This is a genomic window from Variovorax sp. WS11 (assembly GCF_010499245.1).
Taxonomy (GTDB): domain Bacteria; phylum Pseudomonadota; class Gammaproteobacteria; order Burkholderiales; family Burkholderiaceae_C; genus Variovorax.
Map to the genome: position 1 here is coordinate 2,108,914 of NZ_JAAGOW010000001.1, position 24,265 is coordinate 2,133,178.

Genomic DNA, 24,265 nt, shown 5'->3' on the forward strand with positions numbered 1-24,265 from the left:
AAACGACCGTCCAGTGAATTCCACCCTCATGGATAGCGCCAGCGGCGCCTACCTCGGCACCGCGCTCGCCCAGCAGCGCATCAGCATCCGCGGCGCGCGCACCCACAACCTCAAGAACGTCGACCTCGACATCCCGCGCAACAAGCTGGTGGTGATCACCGGCCTGTCGGGCTCGGGCAAGTCCAGCCTGGCCTTCGACACCCTCTACGCCGAGGGGCAGCGCCGCTACGTCGAGAGCCTGTCGGCCTATGCGCGCCAGTTCCTGCAGCTGATGGACAAGCCGGACGTCGACTTGATCGAGGGCCTGTCGCCGGCGATCAGCATCGAGCAGAAGGCAACCAGCCACAACCCGCGCTCCACCGTGGGCACGGTGACCGAGATCCACGACTACCTGCGCCTGCTCTACGCGCGCGCCGGCACGCCCTACTGCCCCGACCACGACCTGCCGCTGCAGGCGCAGACCGTGAGCCAGATGGTGGATGCAGTGCTCGCCATCCCCGACGAGCCCCGATTGATGATCCTGGCCCCCGTCGCCCGCGAGAAGAAGGGCGAGTTCCTCGAGCTCTTCGCCGAGATGCAGGCCCAGGGCTACGTGCGCTTCCGCGTCGACGGCCAGACCTACGAGTACAACGACCTCCCCAAGCTCAAGAAGACCGAGAAGCACGACATCGACGTCGTGATCGACCGGCTGCGCGCCCGTCCCGACATGCAGCAGCGCCTGGCCGAGAGCTTCGAGAACGCGCTGCGCCTGGCCGAGAGCCGCGCGATTGCGCTCGAGATGCACGAGAACGGCAGCGCGAAGGAACACCTCTTCAACGCCAAGTTCGCCTGCCCGATCTGCCACTACTCGCTGGCCGAGCTCGAGCCGCGCCTCTTTTCCTTCAACTCGCCGGTGGGCGCCTGCCCGAGCTGTGACGGCCTGGGCCACCGCGAGTTCTTCGATCCGCAGCGCGTGGTGGCCTTCCCATCGCTGAGCCTGGCCAGCGGCGCCATCAAGGGCTGGGACCGGCGCAACGGCTACTACTTCAGCATGCTGGAGAGCGTGGCCAAGCACTACAAGTTCAACGTCGACACGCCCTTCGAAGAGTTGCCCGCCTCGGTGCAGCAGGCGGTGCTGCACGGCTCGGCGGAAGAAGAGATCAAGTTCAGCTACACCATGGAAAGCGGCCAGCAGGCCGGCAAGAAGCTGGTGCGCAAGCACCCCTTCGAGGGCGTGATCCCGAACATGGCGCGGCGCTACCGCGAAACCGATTCGGCCATGGTGCGCGAGGACCTCTCGCGCTTTCGCAATCTTCAGCCCTGCCCCGACTGCGGCGGCACGCGCCTGCGCCGCGAAGCGCGCCATGTGTTCCTGGCCGACGAATCGGAGAGCGGCACGCGGCGCATGGCGATCTACGAGATCAGCCGCGCGACGCTGCGCGAGAGCCTGGCGTACTTCCAGCAGCTGCATCTGCGGGGCGCAAAGGCCGAGATCGCCGACAAGGTGGTGCGCGAGATCGGCCTGCGGCTCAAGTTCCTCAACGACGTGGGCCTGAACTACCTGAGCCTGGACCGCAGCGCTGAAACCCTCTCGGGCGGCGAGGCGCAGCGCATCCGCCTGGCCTCGCAGATCGGCTCCGGCCTCACCGGCGTGATGTACGTGCTGGACGAGCCCAGCATCGGCCTGCACCAGCGCGACAACGACCGGCTGATCGGCACCCTCAAGCACCTGCGCGACATCGGCAACAGCGTGATCGTGGTCGAGCACGACGAGGACATGATCCATGCGGCCGACCACGTGATCGACATGGGCCCAGGCGCCGGCGTGCATGGCGGGCGCGTCATGGCGCAGGGCAGCTACGCGCAGGTCGCGGGCCACCCCGAATCGCTCACCGGCCAGTACCTCTCGGGCGCCAGGAAAATCGCCGTGCCCAAGCGCCGCACCCCCTGGCTGCCGGTGGTTGCCAAGCCGGACGCCGCCGAGCCGAAAAAGGCCTCGCGCTTCCCCACGAGCCCGGCAGCCGAGCGACGCGCGGCGCGCGAGGCCGCCCATCTCGCGACGCAGACCGACCTGCAGGAGATTCGCGTGGTCGGTGCCACCGGCAACAACCTGAAGAACGTCAGCGTGGCCTTCCCCGTCGGCCTCTTCACCTGCGTGACCGGCGTCTCGGGCTCGGGCAAGTCCACGCTCGTCAACGACACCCTCTACACCGCGGTTGCGCGCACCCTCTACCGCGCCCATGAGGAACCGGCCGCGCACGAGGCGGTCGAGGGCATCGAGTACTTCGACAAGGTCATCAACGTCGACCAGTCGCCCATCGGCCGCACGCCGCGCAGCAACCCCGCCACCTACACCGGCCTGTTCACCCCGATCCGCGAGCTGATGGCCGAGACCAACACCGCGCGCGAGCGCGGCTACGGCCCCGGGCGCTTCAGCTTCAACGTCGCCGGCGGCCGCTGCGAGGCCTGCCAGGGCGACGGCGTGGTGAAGGTCGAGATGCACTTCCTGCCCGACGTCTACGTGCCCTGCGAGGTCTGCCAGGGCCAGCGCTACAACCGCGAGACGCTGGAGGTCCAATACAAGGGCCGCAACATCGCGCAGATCCTGGACATGACGGTGGAGGCCGCCTACGAGTTCCTGAAGGCCGTGCCCACCATCGAGCGCAAGCTGCGCACGCTGCTGGACGTGGGCCTGAGCTACATCAAGCTGGGCCAGTCCGCGACCACGCTCTCGGGCGGCGAGGCGCAGCGCGTCAAGCTGGCGCTGGAGCTCAGCAAACGCGACACCGGCCGCACCCTCTACATCCTCGACGAGCCGACCACCGGCCTGCACTTCGCCGACATCGAGCTGCTGCTGAAGGTGCTGCACCAGCTGCGCGACGCAGGCAACACCATCGTCGTGATCGAGCACAACCTCGACGTCATCAAGACCGCCGACTGGCTGATCGACATGGGCCCTGAAGGCGGCGCGGGCGGCGGCACGGTGGTGGGCGCGGGCACGCCGGAGGAACTGGCGGCCAACGAGGCGAGCTACACGGGGCACTACCTGAAGCGGCTGCTGCCCGGCTGAGGCACGCCGGCTCCGCGCCCCGTCGGCGGTTCGGCGCTTCGGCGCCGTCACAGACCCGTCACCAGGTACATCGATAGTTCCGCGGTGCACCCGAGTCCCTCGCGCGATCGGCGCCTGGGCGGACTCGCTGTCCCGCGATTCGATTCCAACGACCTGGAGGGCCTTGCCATGACGATCCGCCGCCTGGCGCTGAGCTGCGCACTGACTGCCGTTGCCGCCGGCATCGGCCTGACATCCACCATCGCCCGCGCCCGTCCGGACGAGCCGGGGAAGATCATCGTCGCCGCCAACGACCGCGACGATCATGACCGCAACGACCACGGCCATGATCGCGACGACGACGACCGTGACCACGATCGCGGCCACCACGGCCATCCGCGCGAGCCCATCAAGGTCAAGGTCATCGGCTTCAACGACTTCCACGGCAACCTGCAGTCGCCCGGCACCTTCGGGATCAACACCGTGGTCCCCGCGGCGCAGCGCCCGGCGGTGGGCGGCGCCGAGTACTTGGCGGCCTATGTGGCCAAGCTGAAGTCCCAGAACATGCTGAACGTGGTCGTCGGCGCCGGCGACTTCATCGGCGCCTCGCCGCTGATCTCGGCCCTGTTCTTCGACGAGCCCGCGGTGGAGACGCTGAACAGGATCGGCGTCGAGTTCAACGCCGTCGGCAATCACGAGTTCGACAAGGGTTCGGTGGAACTGAAGCGCCTGCAGAACGGCGGCTGCAAGCTCACCAACAGCGTCCCCGACCCGAACAGCTGCAAGGGCCTGGGCTCCAATTCACCGGGCACCTTCGACGGCGCCAGGTTCAAGTGGCTGTCGGCCAACGTGTTCGAGACCGCGACCGGCCGCACCCTGCTGCCGGCCTACGGCATCAAGAACTTCCGCGGCGTGAAGGTGGCCTTCATCGGCATGACGCTGAAGGGCACGCCGGCCATCGTCACCCCGACCGGCGTCGCCGGCCTCGAGTTCCGCGACGAGGCCGACACGGTCAACGCGCTGATCCCGCGCCTGCGCGCGCAGGGCGTCGATGCGGTCGTGGTGCTGGTGCACCAGGGCGGCTTCCAGACCAGCCCGAACGTGGGCGACATCAACGGCTGCGACGGCAACCTGAAGAACGCCGACGGCACCGACTCCGACATCGCGAACATCGTCAAGCGCCTGCGCAACGGTGTCGACCTGGTGATCAGCGGCCACACGCACGCCGCCTACAACTGCTCCGCCAACACGGTCGACGTGAAGAACGTCAACGGCACGGCCGTCAGCACGCCGCGCCCGACCGGGCTGCCGAACAGCCAGGGCCGCCTGATCCCGGTCACGAGCGCGAGCGCCTTCGGCCGGATCCTGACCGACATCGACATCAGCTTCCATCCCAAATCGCACAAGGTGCTGTCGGTGTTGCCGACCAACCGCCTGGTGGACCGCACGGACGTGGCGATCAACAACGCGATCGCCACCGATCCCAGCGTGAAGAACATCGTCGAGGGCTACAACGCGCTGGTGTCGCCGCTGGCCAACGCGGTGATCGGCACCATCGCCGCGCCGCTGCCCAACTCCGCGAACAGCGCCGGCGAGATGCCGGCCGGCAGCCTGATCGCCGACGCCCAGCTGCAGGCCACGCAGCCGCCCGCCCTCGGCGGCGCGGTGATGGCCTTCATGAACGCCGGCGGCGTGCGCAACCCCGGCTTCGCGATCGCCGGCGCCGGCTACCCGTACAACGTGACCTACGGCAACGCCTTCACGGTGCAGCCCTTCGGCAACAGCCTGGTGACGATGACGCTGACCGCGCTGCAGATCAAGAACCTGCTGGAGCAGCAGTTCGTCGGCTGCCAGGGCCAGGTGCAGCAGCGCATCATGCAGGTGTCGAACGGCCTGAAGTATTCGTGGAGCGCAGCCGCCGCGCCCTGCTCGAAGATCCTCGACGTGGTGCTGACGCCGACCGACGTCACCGTGACGCCGCCGGCCGTGACCGGCGCGCCGGAGACCCTCGTGGCCAACGGCCAGGTGCTGAACCTGACCAAGACCTACCGGGTCACCGTCAACAACTTCATGGCCACCGGCGGCGACGGCTTCACGGTGCTGCTGGGTGGCACCAACGTGCTCGGCGGCGCGCAGGACATCGATGCGCTCACCGCCTACCTCAACGCCGGCTACAAGGCGCCGAAGCCCGCCTACGACCCGGCGCTGCCGGCCCTGGCGATCCCGCGCATCACGCAGCTGCCTTGACCTGACGGTTCGAGCTTGAAGCGAATCGCAGCCGCCTGCATCGCGCTGGGCCTGGCCGGCACGCAGGCCTTTGCACAGCCGGCCACGCCGCCGCGCTCCGCGGCATCGATCACGGACTTTCGCGTGAACGATCCGGCGCTGATGGACGCCCGCACGGCCCTGCTGCGCCGCGCCGAGTCGGAGCTCGCGCGGGGCGACGCCGCCGCGGCCAACGAGAGCTTCGACCGTGCCGCGATGATGCTGCACGCGCCCGACACCGAGATGGGCCTGGTGCGGACCTACCTGCAGGCCGGGCAGTACCGTCGCGCGCTCGCCTTCTGTGCGCATACCGCCGGCACGCACCGCGAGTCGCCTTCGGCCGGCGCCTTGTACGCGTGGCTGCTGGGGGCCGGCGGCCAGGGTGCGTTCGCCGAGCGCGTACTGAACGAGACGCTCGAGCGCTCGCCGCAAGACCCCGTATCGCTCGAGGTCCGCCGCGCGTTCGCAACGCCCCGGCCGATGGCGGCGGGCGCCTTGCTGCAGACGCCGCATCGCTTGGCCCCGCAGGCCGTGATGGCGCCAGGGCAGGACGCGATTCCGGAGACGGCGCGCATCGTCTCCAGCGGCGTGCTGATCCGCGATGGAACGCTGGCCCTGGTGCCCAACGCCGCGGTGCGCTCGGCGCCCTCCGGCATGCTGTGGGTGCGCAACGGCCTGGGGCAGACCACCCGGGCGCGGGTCGATGAGAACTCGAAGGTTCTGGAGGCCTTCGGCGTCACGCTGCTGCGCCTCGACGCCGCGCTGGAGCCGCCGCCCTCGCTCGCCGTGGCGCCGCGCGAGCCCTTCGCGGGGAGTCCGGGCTTCGCGGTCGAATATGCCGAATCGAGCAGCGCCGCTCCCGCGTGGCCGTGGCTCAGCCAGGGCTTCTTCGGTGCGCTCCCGAGCAACGGCCTTCGGCGCCTGGGCATCGAGCTGGCCGACGGACCGCATGGCGGGCCGGTGCTCGACGCCCAGGGGCGACTCGCAGGCATCGCACTGCCGGGCGTCGAGCGCGAGGCCGTGATGCTGCCCGCCTCGCGCTGGCAGGACCTCCCGGGCATCGCGACGCCCACCTCGGCGCCGGATGCGGCCAGCCCCGCCGCGCCCGCCCGGCCCTCCGGCACGCTGCCCGCCGACCAGGCCTACGAAAGCGCGCTGCGCCTCGCGCTCCAGGTCATCGCCCTGCGCTGAAGTACGCGACGTACGCCAGCCGCCATGACCTCCGAGGTCATCGACGCCGCGCACCCCCTCGGCGACAGTGGAGGCAAGCCGGAGCCAAGGGGGTTCCGGCAGTCACCAGGCCCAACTCCCAAGGCCACGAAAGAGCATCATGACCCAAGGCTTCGACATCCTCCCCCTCGCCGTCGCGCTTCTCATCGGCATCGCCGCCGTGGGCTCCTGCATCGGCATCGGCATCGTCGGGTCGAGGCTGCTGGAAGGCACGGCGCGGCAGCCCGAGCTCAAGGACCAGCTGCAGACCTTGTTCTTCCTGATCGCGGGCGTCACCGACGGCGCCTTCATCATCGCCACCGGCATCGGCCTCTGGTTCGCAACGGCGAATCCCTTCCGCTGAAGAAGCTGCAGGCGTGCAGGCCACAATCCCGGCCCATGCACGCCTTTACCCTGCGCCAGCTGGCCCTGCTCGTTCCCCTGACCCTGATCTGGGGCATCAACTGGCCGGTGATGAAGCTGGGGGTGGCCGACTATCCGCCGCTGGCCTTTCGAAGCCTTTCGCTCTGGCTCGGCCTGCCGGTGCTGGCCTTGGCGCTGGTGGCGATGAAGGTGCCGTTTCGCGTGCCGCGCCGGCATTGGCCGCAGCTGCTGTGGCTGGCGGCCACCAACATGTTCGTCTGGCACGCCTGCATCATCCTCGCCGTGAAGGCGCTGTCGAGCGGACGCGCGGCGATCCTGGGCTACACGATGCCGGTGTTCTCGGCCGTGATCGGCGCCATGCTCTTTTCCGCCACGCTGACGCGGCGCGGGTGGCTGGGCGTGAGCGCCTGCACGCTCGGCGTGGCGCTGCTGCTGTGGCACGAGCTCACGCACCTCGCGGGGCGGCCCGGCTACGTTGCGCTGGCGTTGATGGCGGCGGCCACCTGGGCGCTGGGCACACAGCTGCTGCGGCACTCGCGCATCGAGCTGCCCACGCTCACGCTTTCGTTCTGGATGACGGCGCTCACCGCGGTGGTGACGAGCCTGCTGACCTTGCTGTTCGAACGCCCGCAGTGGCGCGCGCCGAACACGGCCGCCTGGGGCGCGATCCTCTTCAATGCGGTGCTCATCTTCGGCTTTGCGCATGCGGTCTGGTTCTACCTCGCGCGCAGCCTGCCACCGGTGGCCTCCACGCTCAGCGTGATGCTGATCCCGGTGCTGGGCGTGTTCAGCGGCGCTTTGTGGCTGGGCGAGACCGTCTACTGGCAGGACTGGGCCGCAGTGGTGCTGATGATGGTGGCCATCGCCTCCGTGCTGTGGCCGGCCCGGGCCGGCGGCGACTGAGGAAGTAGGCCGGGACTCAGCCCGGCTCGTGCATTGACTCGCGAGGGTGCTCGCTACGGCGCGTAGCGCTCAGATCGGCGCCGCGCCGCCCGCCGTCGACCAGGGGCTTCCCTCGGGCAGCACCCGCAGCATCCCTTCCTGTGCCGTCGACGCCACCAGCCGTCCGTCGCGCGTGAACAGGCTGCCCCGGCAGAAGCCGCGGGCACCGCCGGCGCTGGGCGAATCGATCACGTAGAGCAGCCAGTCGTCCATCCGGAAATCGCGGTGAAACCACATCGCGTGGTCGAGGCTGGCGGGGCGAACCCGGCCGCTCATGAAGCTCAGGCCATGCGGCAGCATCGCGGCGCGCAGCAGGCCGTGGTCCGACGCATAGGCCAGCAGCGCGCGGTGCACGACCGGGTCGTCGGGCAGCGGCGCGATCGCGCGCATCCAGAGGGCAGCCTGTGACGGTCGCGGCGCCGGATCGAGCAGGTCGTCGGGATCGACGCGGCGGTACTCGATGCCATGCGGCGACAGGGCGGCGTTGCGCCAGCGCTCGGGCAGCCGGTCGCCGAGCGCGTGGCGCTGCTCCAGCTCGCTCGGCAGGCCCTCGGGGCCGGCCTCGACGGGCATCTCCAGCTGGTGCTCGATGCCCTCGTCCACCGTCTGGAAAGAGGCCGACATCTCGAAGATGATGCGATCGCGCTGACGCGCCACCACATGCCGCGTCGTGAAGCTGCGGCCGTCGCGCACGCGGTCCACCGAATACTCGATGGGCGCATGCTCGCCGGGCAGCAGGAAGTAGGCATGCATCGAATGCGCCGGCCGGTCGGCGCCCACCGTGCGGCTGGCAGCCACCAGCGACTGGCCCAGCACCTGGCCGCCGAACACGGCCGGGGTGCCGATGTCCTCGCTCTGCGCGAGGAAGCGGTCCTCGCCCAGCGGCTGCATTTGCATCAGGGCTACAAGCTCGCCGACGAGGCGGGCGGCGGTGGCGGGATCGGTCATCGTGGGGGCGGTTCGCGGCAAACAGGAACCATCGACGATAGCAAAGAGCCTGCCCGCCGTGTGTCTCCGGGCTGTCAGCGATCCAGATCGACGCCGTCGGCCGCCAGCCTCTTCTGCAACGCCGCCACATCCACCTCGGCGAAGCGCGAAGCGCCCAGCGAAGCCGCCGCCGTGCCCGCCGCCTGCCCCATCACGAAGCAGCCGCCGCTGGCGCGCGCGGCCGACTGGCCCTCGTGCGTCATCGAGGCGCAGCGGCCGGCCACCAGCAGGTTGTCGACGCCGCGCGGCACCAGCATGCGCCAGGGCAGCTGGTTGTAGGTGCGCTGTTGGTCGCGCGGGAAGGCCCATTCGATCTTGCCGGCGGCGTGCATCTCCATCGGCCAGGCGTTGATGCCGATGCAGTCGTCGAAACGCGCGGAGGACAGGATGTCCTCGCCCGAAAGCGCATAGGCGCCCTCGATGCGCCGCGTCTCGCGAATGCCCACCTGCGGCGCGATCTCGACGATGGCCGACTGCTCGAAGCCCGGCACCTCGGCCTTGAGAAAGCGGAAGTACTCGCCGATCTGGCGCCGGCCCTCGATCTCGCCCTCGCTGAGCTCGCGCGCATCCACGCCGTTCATCGCATCGCCCCTGGCGTTGCGGATCTGCGTGACGTTGGCGCGCCATTCGCGCGGATCGATCTGCGGCCGCAGGATCGCGCCCTCGCGCGGGAAGCGGTAGGCCTCGGGACTGCGCTCGAGCGCCTTCGCCATCAGCTCGTTGATGGCCTTGAACTCGCCCACCGCGGCCAGCGCGCGCGGCGCGTCCACGTGGCCGACGCGGAACATGGTGGAGGGAAAGAGCCCGCTGCCCTGCCCGTCGCCGACCGCGAAGGGCACGCCCGCGAAGGCCGCCACGTCGGCGTCGCCGCTGGCGTCGATGAAGGCGTTGGCGCGCAGGGCCACGCGGCCCGACTTGGTCTCGACCACCAGCGCGGCGATGCGCGCGCCGTCCATCACGACCGACGCGGCCAGCGCATGGAAGAGCAGCTCGACGCCGGCATCGAGCAGGAGCTGGTCGGCGGCGCACTTGTAGACCGAGGTGTCGTAGGAGCGCACGCGGATGCGGCCCTGCATGCCGTCCTGCGGCTTGTTGAGCCCGCCCAGCGCATCGATGCGCGCCAGCAGCTCGCCGACCACGCCGTGTACCAGCTGCGTCATCTCGCCGCCGCGCTTGCCGTAGAGGCCGGCGAAATTGGTCACCCCGCCCGCCGTGCCCATGCCGCCGAGGAAGCCGTAGCGCTCTACCAGCAGCGTGCGCGCGCCGTGGCGCGCCGCGCTCACCGCCGCCGCAATGCCGGCAGGACCGCCGCCGACCACGACCACGTCGTACTCGCCGAAGATGGGGAGATCGCGCGCCGGTTCACGAAGGGTCGAAGTCATTTGGTGAAACCTGAACAAGGGCTACTGAATCTTGATGCCTTGCGTCGAAATGATCTTGGTCATCACGGCGGCCTCTTCCTTCACACGCGTGCGCATGCCGTCGGGCGAGGTGCCCACCGCCTGCCAGCCCTGCTCGAAGAGCTTCTGGCGCACTTCCGGCGACTTCATCACCACGGCCAGCTCGCGCGTGATGCGCTCCTGCGCCTGCTTGGAAAGATTGGCCGGGCCCAGCAGCGCGGTCCACACCTCGAGGCTGAAGTCCTTCACGCCGGCATCGGCCAGCGGCTGCAGCTCCGGCACCAGCGTGCTGCGGCCGCTGGTGAGGCCGATGGCCTTCACCTTGCCGGCCTTGACCTGGGGCATGGCGATGCCGGGGGGGATCAGCGCCATCTGGATCTGGTTGCCGATCAGGTCGGTCATGACCTGCGGGTTGCCCTGGTAGGGCACGTGGACTGCCTTCAGGCCCGGCACGCGGCTCTTGAGCAGTTCCATGCCCAGGTGGCCCACGGAGCCGACGCCCACCGAGCCGTAGCTCCACTTGTCTGCGCTGTTGCGCGCGGCGTCGACAAAGGCCGCGCCGCTAGGCAGGCTGTTCTGCGCCACCAGCACCAGCGGCGCGGTGGTCAGCAGCGAGAGGTAGGTGAAGTCCTTGCCCGGGTCGTAGGGCAGCTTCGGATAGAGCATCTTCGACGAGGTCAGGTTGCCGTTGATCACCACGCCGAGGGTGTGATCGTCGGTCGCCTTGGCCACCTGGTCGGCCGCGATGTTGCCCGAGGCGCCGGGCTTGTTGTCGACCACGATCGGCTGGCCCAGCGCCTTGGCCAGCGGCTCGGCGATGGTGCGCGCGGCGATGTCGGGCGTGGAGCCGCCGGGGAATCCGACGACCAGTCGCACGGGCTTGGTGGGCCAGGTGGCCTGGGCACCGGCGGCCAGAGGCAGCGCACAGGCGGCGATCAGGAGAGCTCTCTTGGACAGATGCATTGGATGGACGAGATGCGAAGTGAAAGGGAGAGCCCGAGGATAAAGCCGAGCTGTGACCACGTGTTACTCGAGGCTGATGTTCCCCCGCTTCACCAGCTCCCCATAGACCTTGGACTTGGCCTCGGCCTGGCGCCGGATCTCCTCGGGCGACCAGGCCAGCGGCTCGAAGGCGAAGGTGTCGAAGCGGGCGCGGATCTCGGGGTCGGCGATGACCTTGGCCACGTCGGCGTTGATCTTCGACTGGATCGCCGGCGAGACGCCCTTGGGCGTGAGGATGGAGACGAAGGAATTCACCTCCAGCCCCGCCGGCCCGCCCGCCTCGGCCATGGTGGGCACGTCGGGCATCTGCGGAATGCGCTTCGGCGCGGCCACCGCGATGTAGCGCAGCTTGCCGGCCTTGTAGATGCCCTGGCTCGACGGGATGCTGGCATAGGCCCAGGGCACCTCGCCCGAGCCCACGTTGGCGTAGAGCTGCGAGACCTCGCGGTAGGGCACGTGCTGCATCTGTACGCCGGTCAGCGCCTCCAACTGCTGCGCGCCCAGGTGGCCCGGGCTGCCCACGCCCCACGAGCCGTAGCTCACCGGGCCAGCCTTGGCCGCGGCGACCAGATCCGTCATGTTCTTCCACTTCGAATCGGTGGGCACCGCGACGAAGAAGGGCGTGCGGAACAGCGAGGCCACCGGGTCGAAATGCTGCAGGGTCACGAAGTTGCGCGACTTGTAGAGATGGGGCAGCGCGGCGATGTGCTCGCTGTCCAGTTGCAGCAGGGTATAGCCGTCGGGTGCCGCGCGCCGCGCCTGCTCGATGGCGATGAAGCCGCCGCCGCCGGGCTTGTTGTCCACCACCACGCGCTGGTTCCAGAGGCGGCCGAGCTTATCGGCCACCAGGCGCAGCACCGCGTCGGGGCCACTGCCGGCAGCGAAGGGCGTGACCAGGGTGACGGGCTTGCTGGGGTAGTCGGCCTGGGCCCAGGCGCCGGTGGTGACGAGGACGCCGGCGATCAGCGAGAGGATGGGCTTCATGAGGACTTGTCTCCGTGGATGTCGTTGAAATGCAATGTGCGGTTCAGCCTGTGGCGCCCTGCGCGTCGGCGAGACAGTGCGCGGGGTTCCACGCGTACAGCCATTCGACCGCATCGTAGAAGCGCTCCGGCGTGCGGCCGACCCACAGGCTGTTGCGCACCAGCCGCTCCACGCCCTTGGCATGGTAGAGCCGGCCCATCTCGCGCACCGACAGCACGACGCGGGCGGTGCGTGCCACGCGGGCATCGCTGTAAAGCTGGAAGGCCGCGGGCAGGTCGAAGTCGCAGGCCTCGACGGCAGCGCCCAGCGTGACCGCATCCTCCAGCGCCATGCAGGCGCCCTGCGCGAGGTACTGCATCATCGGATGGGCCGCATCGCCCAGCAGCGTGGCCGGGCCCCGGCTCCAGCTGGCGACCGGCTCGCGGTCGGCCGTGCTCCAGCGGCGCCAGGAGGTGGGCCGGTCCAGCAGCTGGCGCGGGCGGGCATGGATGCCCTCGAAGTAGGAGAGCACCTCCTCCTTGCTGCCGTCGGTCACGCCCCAGGTCTCGTCGTAGCGGCTGTGGAAGGTCACGACCAGGTTGTATTGCTCGCCGTGGCGCAGCGGGTAGTGCACCAGATGGCAGTTGGGGCCGGCCCAGACCACGGGCGCGTTCCAGCGCAGGTCCTCGGGCATGTCGGCGGCCGGCACCACGGCGCGATACACCACATGGCCCGAGACCCGCGGCGCATCGCCGATGAGCTTGCTGCGCACCACCGACTTGACGCCGTCGGCGCCGACGATGGCGTCGGCCTGGAAGCGCCGGCCGTCGCGCGTCACCGCAGTCACGCCACGCTCGCCGATGTCCAGCTGCTCGACCTGGGCGGAGGTGTGGAAGCGGATCAGCGGATGCTGCTTCACGGCCTCGTGGATCGCGCCATGCAGATCGGCGCGGTGGCTCACCGCATAAGGATTGCCGAAGCGCGCGCGGAAGGCTTCACCCACCGGCACCGAGGCGACCTCGCTGCAGTCCACCGCGTCCATCATCACCAGCCGGTCGGTGAACACCGAGCCGCGCCGCACGGCCTCGCCCACGCCCAGCGCATCGAGCGCGGCGAAGGCGTTGGGGCCCAGCTGCAGGCCGGCGCCGATCTCGCCGATCGCGGCGCTCTGCTCCAGCAGGTCGATGGTCATGCCCAGCCGCGCCAACGCCAGCGCTGCCGCCATGCCGCCGATGCCGCCGCCGACCAGCAGCACGGAGGGCTTCTCTTGTCGTGGGGTGCTCATGGTTTGTCTCCTGTCGCGATGGCTCAGGAATTCAATCGATCCGAACCGAGATCGGATCGAGGCCGTCGATGCGCACGCTCATCGTCTGCCCGCGCTGCACCTGGCCAACGCCCTCGGGCGTGCCGGTGAAGATCAGGTCGCCGGGCTGCAGCGCGAACAGCGTCGACAGATTGGCGATCACTTCGTTGACCGACCAGATCAGGTTGCGGATGTCGCTCTTCTGGCGCGTCTCGCCATTCACTTCGAGCGCGATCGCGCCGCCGGCGATCTCGCCCGCATCCGCGAGCTTGCGCACCGGCCCGATGGGTGCCGAGAAATCGAAGGCCTTGCCGATCTCCCAAGGCCGGCCCTGCTCGCGCATCTTCATCTGCAGGTCGCGGCGCGTCATGTCCAGGCCGACCGCGTAGCCGTAGATGTGCTTGGCGGCGTCTTCCACCGCGATGTTCCGGCCGCCCTGGCCGATCAGCACCACCAGCTCGGCCTCGTAGTGGTAATTGACGGTCTGGTCCGGGTAGGGGATGCCCACCGTCTCGCCCGCCGGCACCGGCACGATGGAGGCGTCGTCGTTGGGCTTGCAAAAGAAGAAGGGCGGCTCGCGGTCGGGGTCGAAGCCCATCTCGCGCGCATGGGCCGCGTAGTTGCGGCCGACGCAGTAGACGCGGCGCACCGGGAACAGGTCGGACGAACCGACGATGGGAAGGCCGACGGTGGCCGGCGGCGTGACGACATAGGACATGGCTGGCTCCTGCCGCGGGGCGGCATGTGGTTCAAGAAAAAAAGGGAAAAAAGAGAGTGCCGCCGTGCGGGCGGCGCGAACTCAGGCGTCCTGCAGGAAGGCCTCGCGCAGCACGCCCATGGCGAGCTGCACCGGACGGTCGGAGAAGCTGAACAGCACGGCGTCTTCCGCGGCCGAGAGCCGCAGCGGCGCCCACGACGGCACGACGAAGGTGTCGCGCGGGCCGAAGTCGAAGCGCTGGCCGCCGATCTCGGCCGTGCCGCGCCCTTCGACCACGCTGTAGATCGTGCCATCGGTCGCGCGATGCGTCTTGCCGGCAAAGCCCTTGGGCAGCAGCTGCAGGTTCGTCCCGATGGTCGGCATCGGCGCGCCGCCGGTCAGCGGATTGACGTAGCGCAGCTTGTGGCCCAGCCAGGCGTCCGGCGCCTCCTGCTTCTGCAGCTGGGCCAGCGCCTCGCGGCTGCGCGCATACGGGTAGTTGAAGATCGGCGAGGTGGGCGCCACGTGGTCATGCCGCACCGGCACCATGTTGTGGCCGAAGCGCGCCAGGCTGTTGCCTTCGGGCCGGGCCACGTGCTGCACCTTGGCGTCGTCGTTCTCGGCGAAGCCGGCGTCGAAGAAGCGCAGCATCGGGATGTCCAGGCCGTCCAGCCAGACCACCGGCTCGGCCACGCCTTCGATGCCCTCGTTGCCGTGGTCGTGCCAGGCCCACGAGGGCGTGATGATGAAGTCGCCCGGGTACATGGTGGTGCGCTCACCCCCCACCGTGGTGTAGGCGCCCTTGCCGTCCACGATGAAGCGCAGCGCCGACTGCACATGGCGGTGCGAGGGCGCGACCTCGCCCGGCATGATCAGCTGCAGGCCGGCATAGAGCGACTGGGTGATCGAGGAGCGGCCGGGGATCGCCGGGTTTTCCAGCACCAGCACTCGGCGCACCGCCTCCTCGGCCGTGATGAGCGCGGCCGACTCCATCAGCAGCGGGCGGATCTCGTCGTAGCGCCACAGCGCCGGCACGCAGGGCGTCTGCGGCTCGCGCGGCACCAGGGCGTGCAGCGATTCCCACAGGGGCGTGAGGTTCAGCGGGCGGATGCGTTCGTAGTAGTCGCGGCGCTCGGCGGCGTTGCCGTGCGCGGGGGTCTGGGGGGCGGTGTTCATGGGGTCGTGTCTCCAGGCGTTCTGCGCCTTGGGGTGCATTGTTGGGCGCGACCACTATTTCCTCAAGCCCTGTAGCCAATACTTCGCATCTCGTTTTCGGATAATGGTGGCCGAACCGAAGAAGGACATCCCATGGCCAAGCTCGATCTCGAATGGCTCACCGTGTTCGACGAGATCTACAAAACCGGCAGCGTCTCCAAGGCGGCCGAGCGGCTCGGCATGGCGCAGGCGGCCGCCAGCACCATGCTCAACAAGCTGCGCGCGCATTTCGACGACCGGCTGTTCGCGCGCACCGCGCAGGGCATGCAGCCCACGCCCTACGCCCAGCGCATGCTGCCGCACGTGCGCGAGGCGATGTCGCAGATCGAGCAGGCCCGCGGCAGCCGCAGCAGCTTCGACCCCGGCCGGGCGCAGCGCAACTTCCGCATCTGCATGACCGACATCAGCGAGGTGGTGCTGCTGCCCGGCCTGCTCGACCACCTGCGCCGCACGGCGCCGGGCGTGCATCTCGAAACCGAGATCATCTCGACCGACAGCGGGCGGCGCCTGGCCGACGGCGAGGTGGACCTGGCGGTGGGCTTCATGCCGCAGCTGGACGCGGGCTTCTACCAGCAGACGCTCTTCAAGCAGAACTTCGTCTGCGTGGCGGCGCGCAACCATCCGCGCATCGGCGAGCGGCTCACCCGCAAGCGCTTCGAGGCCGAGGCGCATGCGGTGATCTCCTCCTCGGGCACCGGCCATGCGATCGTCGACAAGACCATCGCGCGGCTGGGCCTGAGGCGGAACGTGGTGGTGGCGCTGTCCAGCTTCCTGAGCGTGGCGCGCATCGTCGCCCACACCGAGCTGATCGTGATCGTGCCGCGCATCCTGGGCGAGGTGCTGGTCACGCAGGAGCCGGTGAAGCTGCTGGAGCCGCCCTTCGCGCTGCCGCCCTACGCGGTCAAGCAGCACTGGCACGAGCGCTTCCATGCCGATCCGGGCAATGCGTGGCTGCGGCGCACGGTGGCCCAGCTTTTCGGCCCGGGGCAGGCGGCGGGCCTCGCATAATCGGCGCCATCGCGCCCTTCCCGCGATCCCCACGATTCCTACGATTTCCACCCCCTTCGAGGCCGCCATGAGCTCCATCACCCTGCGCTTCCTCGCCGAACCCAGCACCGTCAACTTCGGCGGCAAGGTCCACGGCGGCACCGTCATGAAGTGGATCGACGAGGCCGGCTACGCCTGCGCGACCAGCTGGTCCAAGCGCTACTGCGTGACCGTCTTCATCGGCAGCATCCGCTTCCACCATCCCATCATGATCGGCGACCTGGTCGAGGTCGAGGCCAAGCTCGCCTACACCGGGAACAGCAGCATCAACATCGCGGTCGAGGTGCGCAGCGGCGACATGAAGGGGGGCGAGATGCAGAAGACGGCGGAGTGCCTGATCGTCTTCGTCTCGGTCGATTCGCACGGCCGGCCGCTGCCGATCGCGCCCTACGTGCCCGCCACCGACGAGGCCAAGACGCTGGCGGCGCGGGCCAAGGCGCACCTGGAAGCCTCCCGCGCCGCCTCCGGCATCTGATTCGGCGCCTTCCCGCGCGCTCGGCGCCGGGAATCCTTGTACGTCTCGTCTGACGCCGTTTCGGGACGGCGGTCGATACACTGCCCCGGCAAGCCCTGGCTGGGCAGCATCTACCGCGACCCTTACCCGATAACGACCGGAGGCGAGAGAGATGAACGTGCTGGACAAATCCATCGCGACGGGGTCGCTCGAGGAGATGGCCATCCTGCTGGATGCGCTGACCCGCTTTCGCAAGGGCGACGCGAAGGTCCGTCTCCCGCTGCACTGGACCGGCCTGTCCGGCAAGGTGGCCGATGTCTTCAACGACCTGGTCGAGCAGAACGCGACGCTGGCCGCCGAGCTGGTTCGGCTGCGCCAGGTGGTCGGCAAGGAGGGCAAGCTCAAGCAACGCGCGGTCCTCAGCGAAACCCGCGGCTTCTGGGGCGAATCGGTCGAATGCGTCAACGCGCTGATCGATGACCTGGTCCACCCCACCACCGAGGTCGCCCGCGTGATCGGCGCCGTCGCCCAGGGCGACCTCTCCAAGAGCATGGCGCTGGAAGTGGACGGGCGCCAGCTGGAGGGCGAGTTCCTGCGCACCGCCAAGACCATCAACAAGATGGTCGACCAGCTCGGCAACTTCTCGGCCGAGGTGACGCGGGTGGCGCGCGAGGTGGGCACCGAGGGCAAGCTGGGCGGCCAGGCCAAGGTCAAGGGCGTGGCCGGCACCTGGAAGGACCTGACGGACTCCGTCAACTCCATGGCCGGCAACCTGACCGACCAGGTGCGCAACATCGCCGACGTGACCACCGCGGTGGCCAAGGGCGACCTGTCGAAGAAGATCGACGTGGACGTGAAGGGCGAGTTCCTGACGCTCCGGAACACGATCAACACCATGGTCGACCAGCTGCGCTCCTTCGCCTCCGAGGTGACGCGGGTGGCGCGCGAGGTGGGCACCGAGGGCTCGCTGGGCGGGCAGGCGCGGGTCGAGGGCGTCTCGGGCACCTGGAAGGACCTGACCGACTCGGTGAATTCGATGGCCGGCAACCTCACCTCGCAGGTGCGCAACATCGCCGACGTGACCAAGGCGGTGGCCGCGGGCGACCTCTCCAAGAAGATCACGGTGGACGTCAAGGGCGAGATCCTCGAGCTCAAGAACACGGTCAACACCATGGTCGACCAGCTGCGCTCCTTCGCCGCCGAGGTGACGCGCGTGGCACGCGAGGTGGGCACCGAGGGCAAGCTGGGCGGCCAGGCCGACGTGCAGGGCGTGGCCGGCACCTGGAAGGACCTCACCGAGTCGGTGAACTTCATGGCCGGCAACCTGACCTCTCAGGTGCGCAACATCGCCGACGTGACCAAGGCCGTGGCCGCCGGCGACCTCTCCAAGAAGATCACGGTTGACGTGAAAGGCGAGATCCTCGAGCTCAAGAACACCGTCAACACCATGGTCGACCAGCTGCGCTCCTTCGCCGCCGAGGTGACACGGGTGGCCCGCGAGGTGGGCACCGAGGGCAAGCTGGGCGGCCAGGCCGACGTGCAGGGCGTGGCCGGCACCTGGAAGGACCTGACCGAGTCGGTCAACTTCATGGCCGGCAACCTGACCAGCCAGGTGCGCAACATCGCCGAGGTGACGACCGCGGTGGCCGCCGGCGACCTTTCCAAGAAGATCACGGTGGACGTGAAGGGCGAAATCTCCGAGCTGAAGAACACCATCAACACCATGGTGGACCAGCTCTCCTCCTTCGCCGCCGAGGTCACCCGGGTGGCGCGCGAGGTGGGCACCGAGGGCAAGCTGGGCGGCCAGGCCCAGGTGCGCGACGTCTCGGGCACCTGGAAGGACCTGACCGACAACGTCAACTTCATGGCCGGCAATCTGACCGGCCAGGTGCGCGGCATCGCCAAGGTGGTGACCGCCGTGGCCAACGGCGACCTCCAGCAGAAGCTGACGGTGGAGGCCAAAGGCGAGATCGCCGCGCTGGCCGAGACCATCAACAGCATGACCGACACGCTGGCCACCTTCGCCGACCAGGTGACCACCGTGGCGCGCGAGGTGGGCGTGGAGGGCAAGCTGGGCGGCCAGGCCAAGGTGCCCGGCGCCGCCGGCACCTGGAAGGGCCTGACCGAGAACGTGAACCAGCTGGCCGCCAACCTGACGACCCAGGTGCGTGCCATAGCGGAGGTGGCGACCGCCGTGACGCAGGGCGACCTGACGCGCTCCATCACGGTGGAAGCGCGCGGCGAGGTCGCGGCCCTGAAGGACACGATCAACGAGATGATCCGCAACCTGAAGGACACCACGCAGAAGAACACCGAGCAGGACTGGCTCAAGACCAACCTCGCCAAGTTCAGCCGCATGCTGCAGGGCCAGAAGGACCTGCTGACCGTGGGCCAGCTGATCCTGTCCGAGCTGGCGCCTGTGGTGGGCGCGCAGCAGGCCGAGTTCTACCTGCTGACCACCACGGGCAGCACGCCGAAGCTGAAGCTCTTCGCCAGCTACGCCTCGGGCGGCCAGCACGCGCACGGCAAGGAGATCGAGCTGGGCCAGGGCCTGGTCGGCCAGTGCGCGGTCGAGAAGACCAAGATCCTGCTGACCAACGTGCCGAGCACGGCCTTCCGCATCGCCACCGGGCTCTCCGAGGGCGCGGCCATGGACGTGATCGTGCTGCCCGTGATCTTCGAGGGCGAGGTGCGCGGCGTGCTGGAGCTGGCCTCGCTGGAGCGCTTCAATCCCTCGCACCAGGCCTTCCTGGACCAGCTGACCGAGTCCATCGGCATCGTGATCAACACGATCTCGGCCAACATGCGCACCGAGGACCTGCTGACCCAGTCGCAGTCGCTGGCCGAGGAGCTGCAGAGCCGCCAGCAGGAGCTGCAGCAGACCAACGAGGCGCTGCAGGAGAAGGCGCGCCTGCTGGTGCACCAGAACCAGGAGGTGGAGCGCAAGAACCAGGAGGTGGAGCAGGCCCGCCAGGCGCTGGAGGAAAAGGCCGAGCAGCTCGCGCTCACCTCCAAGTACAAGTCCGAGTTCCTGGCCAACATGTCGCACGAGCTGCGCACGCCGCTCAACAGCCTGCTGATCCTGTCGGATCAGCTGTGCAAGAACAGCGAGGGCAACCTGACGGCCCGGCAGGTGGAGTTCGCCAAGACCATCCACCTCTCGGGCAACGACCTGCTGATGCTGATCAACGACATCCTGGACTTGTCGAAGATCGAGTCGGGCACGGTGGCGGTGGAGCTCAGCGAGCTGCGGCTGGACGACCTGCAGCGTTCGGTCGACCGCAGCTTCCGCCACGTGGCCGAGGCCAAGCATGTGGACTTCGACATCCGCGCCGCGGGGCCGCTGCCCGAGACCATCGTGACGGACGTCAAGCGGCTGCAGCAGATCATCAAGAACCTGCTGTCCAACGCCTTCAAGTTCACGCACCAGGGCTCGGTGGCCATGACGGTGTCCTCGGTGGACGGCGGCTGGTCCGCGGACAACGAGAGCCTCAACCGCGCCGGGCGGGTGATGGCCTTCTCGGTCACCGACACCGGCATCGGCATCTCCGCCGACAAGCAGCAGATCGTGTTCGAGGCCTTCCAGCAGGCGGACGGCTCCACCTCCCGCAAGTACGGCGGCACCGGCCTGGGCCTGGCGATCAGCCGAGAGCTGGCGCGGCTGCTGGGCGGCGAGATCCGCCTGGTGAGCGTGCCGGCGCAGGGCAGCACCTTCACGCTGTACCTGCCGCAAAGCTACAGCTCGCCGCGCGGCGCCCGCCTGGGCCGCCCCGCCGCGGCCGGACCGGCCCAGCCCGCCGAAGCACGGACCGAAGCGCGCAGGCCGGCGCGGCGCAGCGCGCCCGCCGGCGAGCCGGTGGCCGCGCCGCCGGCCGAGGCCGAAGCCACGGCCGAGCTGCTGTCCTCGCTCAACATCGCCGACGACGACCGCGACAGCATCCTGCCGGGCGAGAAGGTGCTGCTGGTCGTGGAGAACGACCTCGGCTTCGCCCGGATGCTGCTGCACGCGGCGCGGCGCGCCGGCTTCAAGGGCCTGGTGAGCGCCAGCGGCGCGGGCGCCCTGGCGCTGGCGCGCGACCACCGGCCGATGCTCATCACGCTGGACATCTACCTGCCCGACATGGAAGGCTGGCGCATCCTGGAGCGGCTGAAGGCCGACCTGGCGACGCGGCACATCCCCGTCTGCGTGGTCTCGACGGACGACTCGCGCGAGCGGGCCCTGGCCTCCGGCGCCATCGGCTTCCTGGCCAAGCCGCTGCAGTCGATCGACGAGGTGGATGCGGCGCTGGGCGAGCTGCACCGCTTCGTCGAGGCACCCGCCCGCAGGCTGCTGGTCGCGATGCCGCCCTCGGCCCTGCGCGACAGCTATGTCGCCGCCCTGCCGCCCGACCAGGTCGAGATCGTGATCGCGGAGAGCGCCGATGCGGCCCGCGGCGCCCTGGCGCATAACGACATCGATGCCCTCGCGACCGACGGCCGCCTGCCCGGCCTCGGCCGGCGCGACGTGGCCGAGTTCGTGGAAGGGCGCCCCGCCACCACCCGGCAGCTGCCGGTGCTGCTCTACGGCCCCGACGGCCCCGTGCCCGGCTGGGACCATGGCCCGGGCGGCGCCGTGCCGCGGATCGCCGACTCGCTCGAAGCGCTGATCGATGCCACCGCCTTCTGCCTGCATCGCGGCATGGCCCGCATGTCCGAGCCCGAGCGGCGCGCGGTGGAGGCGATGCACCAGGCCGCCGGCTCGCTGGCGGGCCGCAAGGTGCTGATCGTCGACGACGACATGCGCAACATCTTCGCGCTGGCGGCCGTGCTGGACGCGCAGGGCATGCATATCGTGTCGGCGGAGAACGGCCGCGACGCGATCCGCCTGGTGCAGCAGGACGACACCATCGACATCGTGCTGATGGACATCATGATGCCGGAGATGGACGGCATGCAGACCATGCGCGAGCTGCGCCGCCTGCCGCGCGGCAAGCAGCTGCCGCTGGTGGCGGTGACGGCCAAGGCCATGAAGGGCGACCGCGAGAAATGCATCGAGGCCGGCGCCTGGGACTACCTGTCGAAGCCGGTGGACACGGCCTACCTGCTGATGGTCCTGCGGGGGTGGCTGTGCAAATAGACGACCTCGCCCTGCCGCCCGAAGACCCGGACCCGGAGCCCGATGGCACGGCCGTGGAGAAGGCCGACATCCTGGTGGTCGACGACCTGCCCGAGAAGCTGCTGGTGTTCCGCACCGTGCTCGAGGAGCTGGGCCAGAACCTGGTGCTGGTGCGCTCGGGCGCCGACGCGCTGCGCGAGATCCTGCAGCGCGAGTTCGCGGTGATCCTGCTGGACGTCAACATGCCCGGCATCGACGGCTTCGAGACCGCGACGCTGATCCGCCAGCACCGGCGCTGCAGGCACACCCCGATCATCTTCATCACCTCCTACGCCGACGAGATGCAGACCGCGCGCGGCTATTCGCTGGGCGCGGTCGACTACATCCTGTCGCCGGTGGTGCCGGAGATCCTGCGCAGCAAGGTCTCGGTCTTCGTCGCGCTCCACCAGATGCGGCGCCAGGTGCGGCGGCAGGCCGATGCGCGCGCGGCGGTGATGGCGGCACAGGCGGCGCGCCGCGTCGCCGAGGAGAACGACCGCCGCTCGGCCTTCCTGGCGCATGCGAGCCGCGTGCTCAGCGGCTCGCTGCAGATCACGGTGGCGATGAACCAGCTCGTCGAGCTGCTGGTCCCCGAGCTGGCGCCGCTGGCCGTGGTGCTGCTGCTCGATGCCGACCTCGGCGCCGGCGAGATGCTGGCCGCGGCGCAGCCGTCCGGCGGCGCGCCGCTGCAGCTGTCGACCGGCCCCGAAGCCCGCCTGCACGAGCGCCTGCGCGGCGCGCTGCGCGATGCGGCGCAGGGGCGGCAGTCCGTCCGCCTGGACGAGGAAGCGCTGGCGGCGCTGGTCCCCGCGGACTTCGGCCTCGCGGCCGCGGGCGACGCCTTCCCGCCGCTGCGTTCGGCGCAGGTGGTGCCGCTGATCTTCGGCGAGCGCATGCTGGGCGCGGTGCTCATCGCCGGCAGCGGTGCGATCGAGCGCGCTGCCGCCGAGGCCGGCCTGCTCGGCGAGCTGGCCGCGCGGGCCGCGACAGCCTTCGAGAACGCCCGCCTCTACCTCGTGCTGCAGCGCGAGATGCTCGAGCGGCAGGCCGCGCAAGAGGAGCTGCAGCGCACCAACCGGCGCAAGGACGAGTTCCTGGCGATGATGTCGCACGAGCTGCGCAACCCGCTGGCGCCCATCCACACCGCGGTGCAGGTGATCCGCCGCGTCGCGGCGCCCCATCCCAAGGTGGCCTGGGCGCTCGACATCGCCGAGCGGCAGCTCAAGCAGCTGACGCGCCTGATCGAGGAGCTGCTGGACGTGGCGCGCATCAGCCAGGGCAAGATCGTGCTGAAGCACGCGACCCTGGACCTGAACGCCGTCGTCGCCCAGAGCGTGGAGACGGTGCAGCCCTTCATCGACGGCCGCCGCCAGGCCCTGAAGGTGGTGGTGCCGCAGCAGCCGGCCTGGCTGCTCGGCGACATGGCCCGGCTCACGCAGGTGATCGCGAACCTGCTGCACAACGCCGCCAAGTACAGCCCCGAGGGCACCGGCATCGAGCTGGTCTGTTGGCTGGAGGAGGAAGACATCATGCTGTCGGTGCGCGACAACGGGATCGGCATCGATGCCGAGCTGCTGCCGCGCATCTTCGATCTCTTCGAGCAGGGCGAGCGCGGCCTCGACCGCGCCCAGGGCGGACTGGGCGTCGGCCTGACGCTGGCGCGGCGGCTGACGGAGATGCATGGCGGCCGGATCGAGGCTTTCAGCGAGGGCCGGGACCGGGGTTCCGAGTTCCGGCTGCGGCTGCCGCGTGTCGGCACGGTGGCGCCGGCCGCCGGCCAGGCCTTGCCGCAAGAGGCCGCGGGGGCGCACCGCGTCGAGGCTCTGCGCATCCTGGTCGTCGACGACAACCACGACGCGGCAACCGGCATCGCCGCGATGCTCGAACTGGAAGGCCACGCGGTCCGCACCGCCCACGACGGCGAGGAGGCGCTCGCCGCTGCGAGCGCGCACTGTCCCGTGGTGGTGGTGTTGGACATCGGCTTGCCGCTGGTGGACGGCTACGAGGTCGCGCGCCGGATGCGCGCCATGCCCGAGCTGGCCGGCGCCCTGCTGATCGCGGTGACGGGCTATGGGCAGAACGAGGATCGACAGGCCGCGCACAACGCGGGCTTCGACCACCACTTCGTCAAGCCGGCCGATCCGGAGACCCTGCTGGGCTGCATCCGGCAGTGGTCCGGGCAGCGCGCCCAGGGCGGCGCCGGGAACCGGCAGCCCTCGAGGGCCGCGTCGTAGC

Annotated in this window: 16 protein-coding genes; 9 read left to right on the plus strand and 7 right to left on the minus strand. The window is 69.6% G+C overall.

Annotated features, from left to right (window positions below):
• Positions 1 to 28 precede the first annotated feature (28 nt).
• From uvrA to GXN78_RS10485, 5 genes are all read left to right on the plus strand, one after another.
• Positions 29 to 3,049: an excinuclease ABC subunit UvrA gene (gene uvrA, locus GXN78_RS10465; protein WP_106558494.1), complete on the plus strand. Its 3,021-nt coding sequence runs from the start codon at positions 29 to 31 to the stop codon at positions 3,047 to 3,049.
• A 168-nt stretch (positions 3,050 to 3,217) separates the two neighbouring features.
• Positions 3,218 to 5,275 carry a bifunctional metallophosphatase/5'-nucleotidase gene (locus GXN78_RS10470; RefSeq protein ID WP_106558493.1) on the plus strand — a complete coding sequence of 686 codons (2,058 nt, stop codon included), beginning with the start codon at positions 3,218 to 3,220 and terminating at the stop codon, positions 5,273 to 5,275.
• A gap of 15 nt (positions 5,276 to 5,290) precedes the next feature.
• On the plus strand, positions 5,291 to 6,484 hold the full coding sequence (locus GXN78_RS10475; protein WP_106558492.1) for a tetratricopeptide repeat protein: 1,194 nt from the start codon (positions 5,291 to 5,293) through the stop codon (positions 6,482 to 6,484).
• Positions 6,485 to 6,623: 139 nt separating this feature from the next.
• Positions 6,624 to 6,866 (plus strand): F0F1 ATP synthase subunit C, encoded by a 243-nt coding sequence (atpE, locus tag GXN78_RS10480; RefSeq protein ID WP_068684783.1) that lies wholly within the window; start codon positions 6,624 to 6,626, stop codon positions 6,864 to 6,866.
• Positions 6,867 to 6,901: 35 nt separating this feature from the next.
• Positions 6,902 to 7,789, plus strand: coding sequence for a DMT family transporter (locus GXN78_RS10485; RefSeq protein WP_106558491.1), 888 nt, complete (start codon positions 6,902 to 6,904; stop codon positions 7,787 to 7,789).
• Positions 7,790 to 7,858: 69 nt separating this feature from the next.
• Here the strand turns inward: GXN78_RS10485 and GXN78_RS10490 are convergent, their stop codons facing one another.
• The 7 genes from GXN78_RS10490 to gtdA form a co-directional block, all read right to left on the minus strand.
• Positions 7,859 to 8,776 carry an acyl-CoA thioesterase II gene (locus GXN78_RS10490; RefSeq protein WP_106558490.1) on the minus strand — a complete coding sequence of 306 codons (918 nt, stop codon included), beginning with the start codon at positions 8,774 to 8,776 and terminating at the stop codon, positions 7,859 to 7,861.
• 74 nt (positions 8,777 to 8,850) lie between these two features.
• Positions 8,851 to 10,197 carry an FAD-dependent oxidoreductase gene (locus tag GXN78_RS10495; protein WP_106558489.1) on the minus strand — a complete coding sequence of 449 codons (1,347 nt, stop codon included), beginning with the start codon at positions 10,195 to 10,197 and terminating at the stop codon, positions 8,851 to 8,853.
• A gap of 21 nt (positions 10,198 to 10,218) precedes the next feature.
• Positions 10,219 to 11,178: a tripartite tricarboxylate transporter substrate binding protein gene (locus tag GXN78_RS10500; RefSeq protein ID WP_106558488.1), complete on the minus strand. Its 960-nt coding sequence runs from the start codon at positions 11,176 to 11,178 to the stop codon at positions 10,219 to 10,221.
• Positions 11,179 to 11,241: 63 nt separating this feature from the next.
• Complete coding sequence (locus GXN78_RS10505) at positions 11,242 to 12,201, minus strand: tripartite tricarboxylate transporter substrate binding protein (RefSeq protein WP_106558487.1); 960 nt, start codon at positions 12,199 to 12,201, stop codon at positions 11,242 to 11,244.
• Between the two features lie 43 nt (positions 12,202 to 12,244).
• Entirely contained in the window at positions 12,245 to 13,465 is a 1,221-nt protein-coding gene (locus GXN78_RS10510; protein WP_106558486.1) for a 3-hydroxybenzoate 6-monooxygenase, read from the minus strand.
• Positions 13,466 to 13,496: 31 nt separating this feature from the next.
• Positions 13,497 to 14,201 carry a fumarylacetoacetate hydrolase family protein gene (locus GXN78_RS10515; protein ID WP_106558485.1) on the minus strand — a complete coding sequence of 235 codons (705 nt, stop codon included), beginning with the start codon at positions 14,199 to 14,201 and terminating at the stop codon, positions 13,497 to 13,499.
• A gap of 81 nt (positions 14,202 to 14,282) precedes the next feature.
• Complete coding sequence (gene gtdA, locus GXN78_RS10520; protein ID WP_106558484.1) at positions 14,283 to 15,356, minus strand: gentisate 1,2-dioxygenase; 1,074 nt, start codon at positions 15,354 to 15,356, stop codon at positions 14,283 to 14,285.
• A gap of 132 nt (positions 15,357 to 15,488) precedes the next feature.
• Here gtdA and GXN78_RS10525 point away from each other — a divergent pair, with 132 nt between their 5' ends.
• The 4 genes from GXN78_RS10525 (at position 15,489) to GXN78_RS10540 (ending at position 24,264) form a co-directional block, all read left to right on the plus strand.
• A complete protein-coding gene (locus GXN78_RS10525) occupies positions 15,489 to 16,403 on the plus strand; it encodes a LysR family transcriptional regulator (protein WP_106558483.1) in 915 nt (304 codons plus the stop codon).
• 67 nt (positions 16,404 to 16,470) lie between these two features.
• The gene (locus GXN78_RS10530; protein WP_106558482.1) at positions 16,471 to 16,917 is read left to right on the plus strand and encodes an acyl-CoA thioesterase; all 447 of its coding nucleotides are present in this window, start codon (positions 16,471 to 16,473) and stop codon (positions 16,915 to 16,917) included.
• Between the two features lie 151 nt (positions 16,918 to 17,068).
• Positions 17,069 to 22,012: a HAMP domain-containing protein gene (locus tag GXN78_RS10535; protein WP_164255408.1), complete on the plus strand. Its 4,944-nt coding sequence runs from the start codon at positions 17,069 to 17,071 to the stop codon at positions 22,010 to 22,012.
• Positions 22,003 to 24,264 (plus strand): response regulator, encoded by a 2,262-nt coding sequence (locus tag GXN78_RS10540; RefSeq protein ID WP_164255409.1) that lies wholly within the window; start codon positions 22,003 to 22,005, stop codon positions 24,262 to 24,264. The genes GXN78_RS10535 and GXN78_RS10540 overlap by 10 nt, the downstream gene beginning before the upstream one ends.
• Position 24,265: the final 1 nt, after the last annotated feature.

Excerpts from the sequence above, each read along its gene's own strand:
- GXN78_RS10505 (WP_106558487.1), bottom strand. The coding sequence starts at position 12,201 with ATGAAGCCCATCCTCTCGCTGATCGCCGGCGTCCTCGTCACCACCGGC.
- GXN78_RS10495 (WP_106558489.1), bottom strand. The coding sequence starts at position 10,197 with ATGACTTCGACCCTTCGTGAACCGGCGCGCGATCTCCCCATCTTCGGC.
- GXN78_RS10525 (WP_106558483.1), top strand. The coding sequence starts at position 15,489 with ATGGCCAAGCTCGATCTCGAATGGCTCACCGTGTTCGACGAGATCTAC.
- GXN78_RS10510 (WP_106558486.1), bottom strand. The coding sequence starts at position 13,465 with ATGAGCACCCCACGACAAGAGAAGCCCTCCGTGCTGCTGGTCGGCGGC.
- gtdA (WP_106558484.1), bottom strand. The coding sequence starts at position 15,356 with ATGAACACCGCCCCCCAGACCCCCGCGCACGGCAACGCCGCCGAGCGC.
- uvrA (WP_106558494.1), top strand. The coding sequence starts at position 29 with ATGGATAGCGCCAGCGGCGCCTACCTCGGCACCGCGCTCGCCCAGCAG.
- GXN78_RS10500 (WP_106558488.1), bottom strand. The coding sequence starts at position 11,178 with ATGCATCTGTCCAAGAGAGCTCTCCTGATCGCCGCCTGTGCGCTGCCT.
- GXN78_RS10490 (WP_106558490.1), bottom strand. The coding sequence starts at position 8,776 with ATGACCGATCCCGCCACCGCCGCCCGCCTCGTCGGCGAGCTTGTAGCC.
- GXN78_RS10535 (WP_164255408.1), top strand. The coding sequence starts at position 17,069 with ATGAACGTGCTGGACAAATCCATCGCGACGGGGTCGCTCGAGGAGATG.
- GXN78_RS10485 (WP_106558491.1), top strand. The coding sequence starts at position 6,902 with ATGCACGCCTTTACCCTGCGCCAGCTGGCCCTGCTCGTTCCCCTGACC.
- GXN78_RS10515 (WP_106558485.1), bottom strand. The coding sequence starts at position 14,201 with ATGTCCTATGTCGTCACGCCGCCGGCCACCGTCGGCCTTCCCATCGTC.
- GXN78_RS10470 (WP_106558493.1), top strand. The coding sequence starts at position 3,218 with ATGACGATCCGCCGCCTGGCGCTGAGCTGCGCACTGACTGCCGTTGCC.
- atpE (WP_068684783.1), top strand. The coding sequence starts at position 6,624 with ATGACCCAAGGCTTCGACATCCTCCCCCTCGCCGTCGCGCTTCTCATC.
- GXN78_RS10530 (WP_106558482.1), top strand. The coding sequence starts at position 16,471 with ATGAGCTCCATCACCCTGCGCTTCCTCGCCGAACCCAGCACCGTCAAC.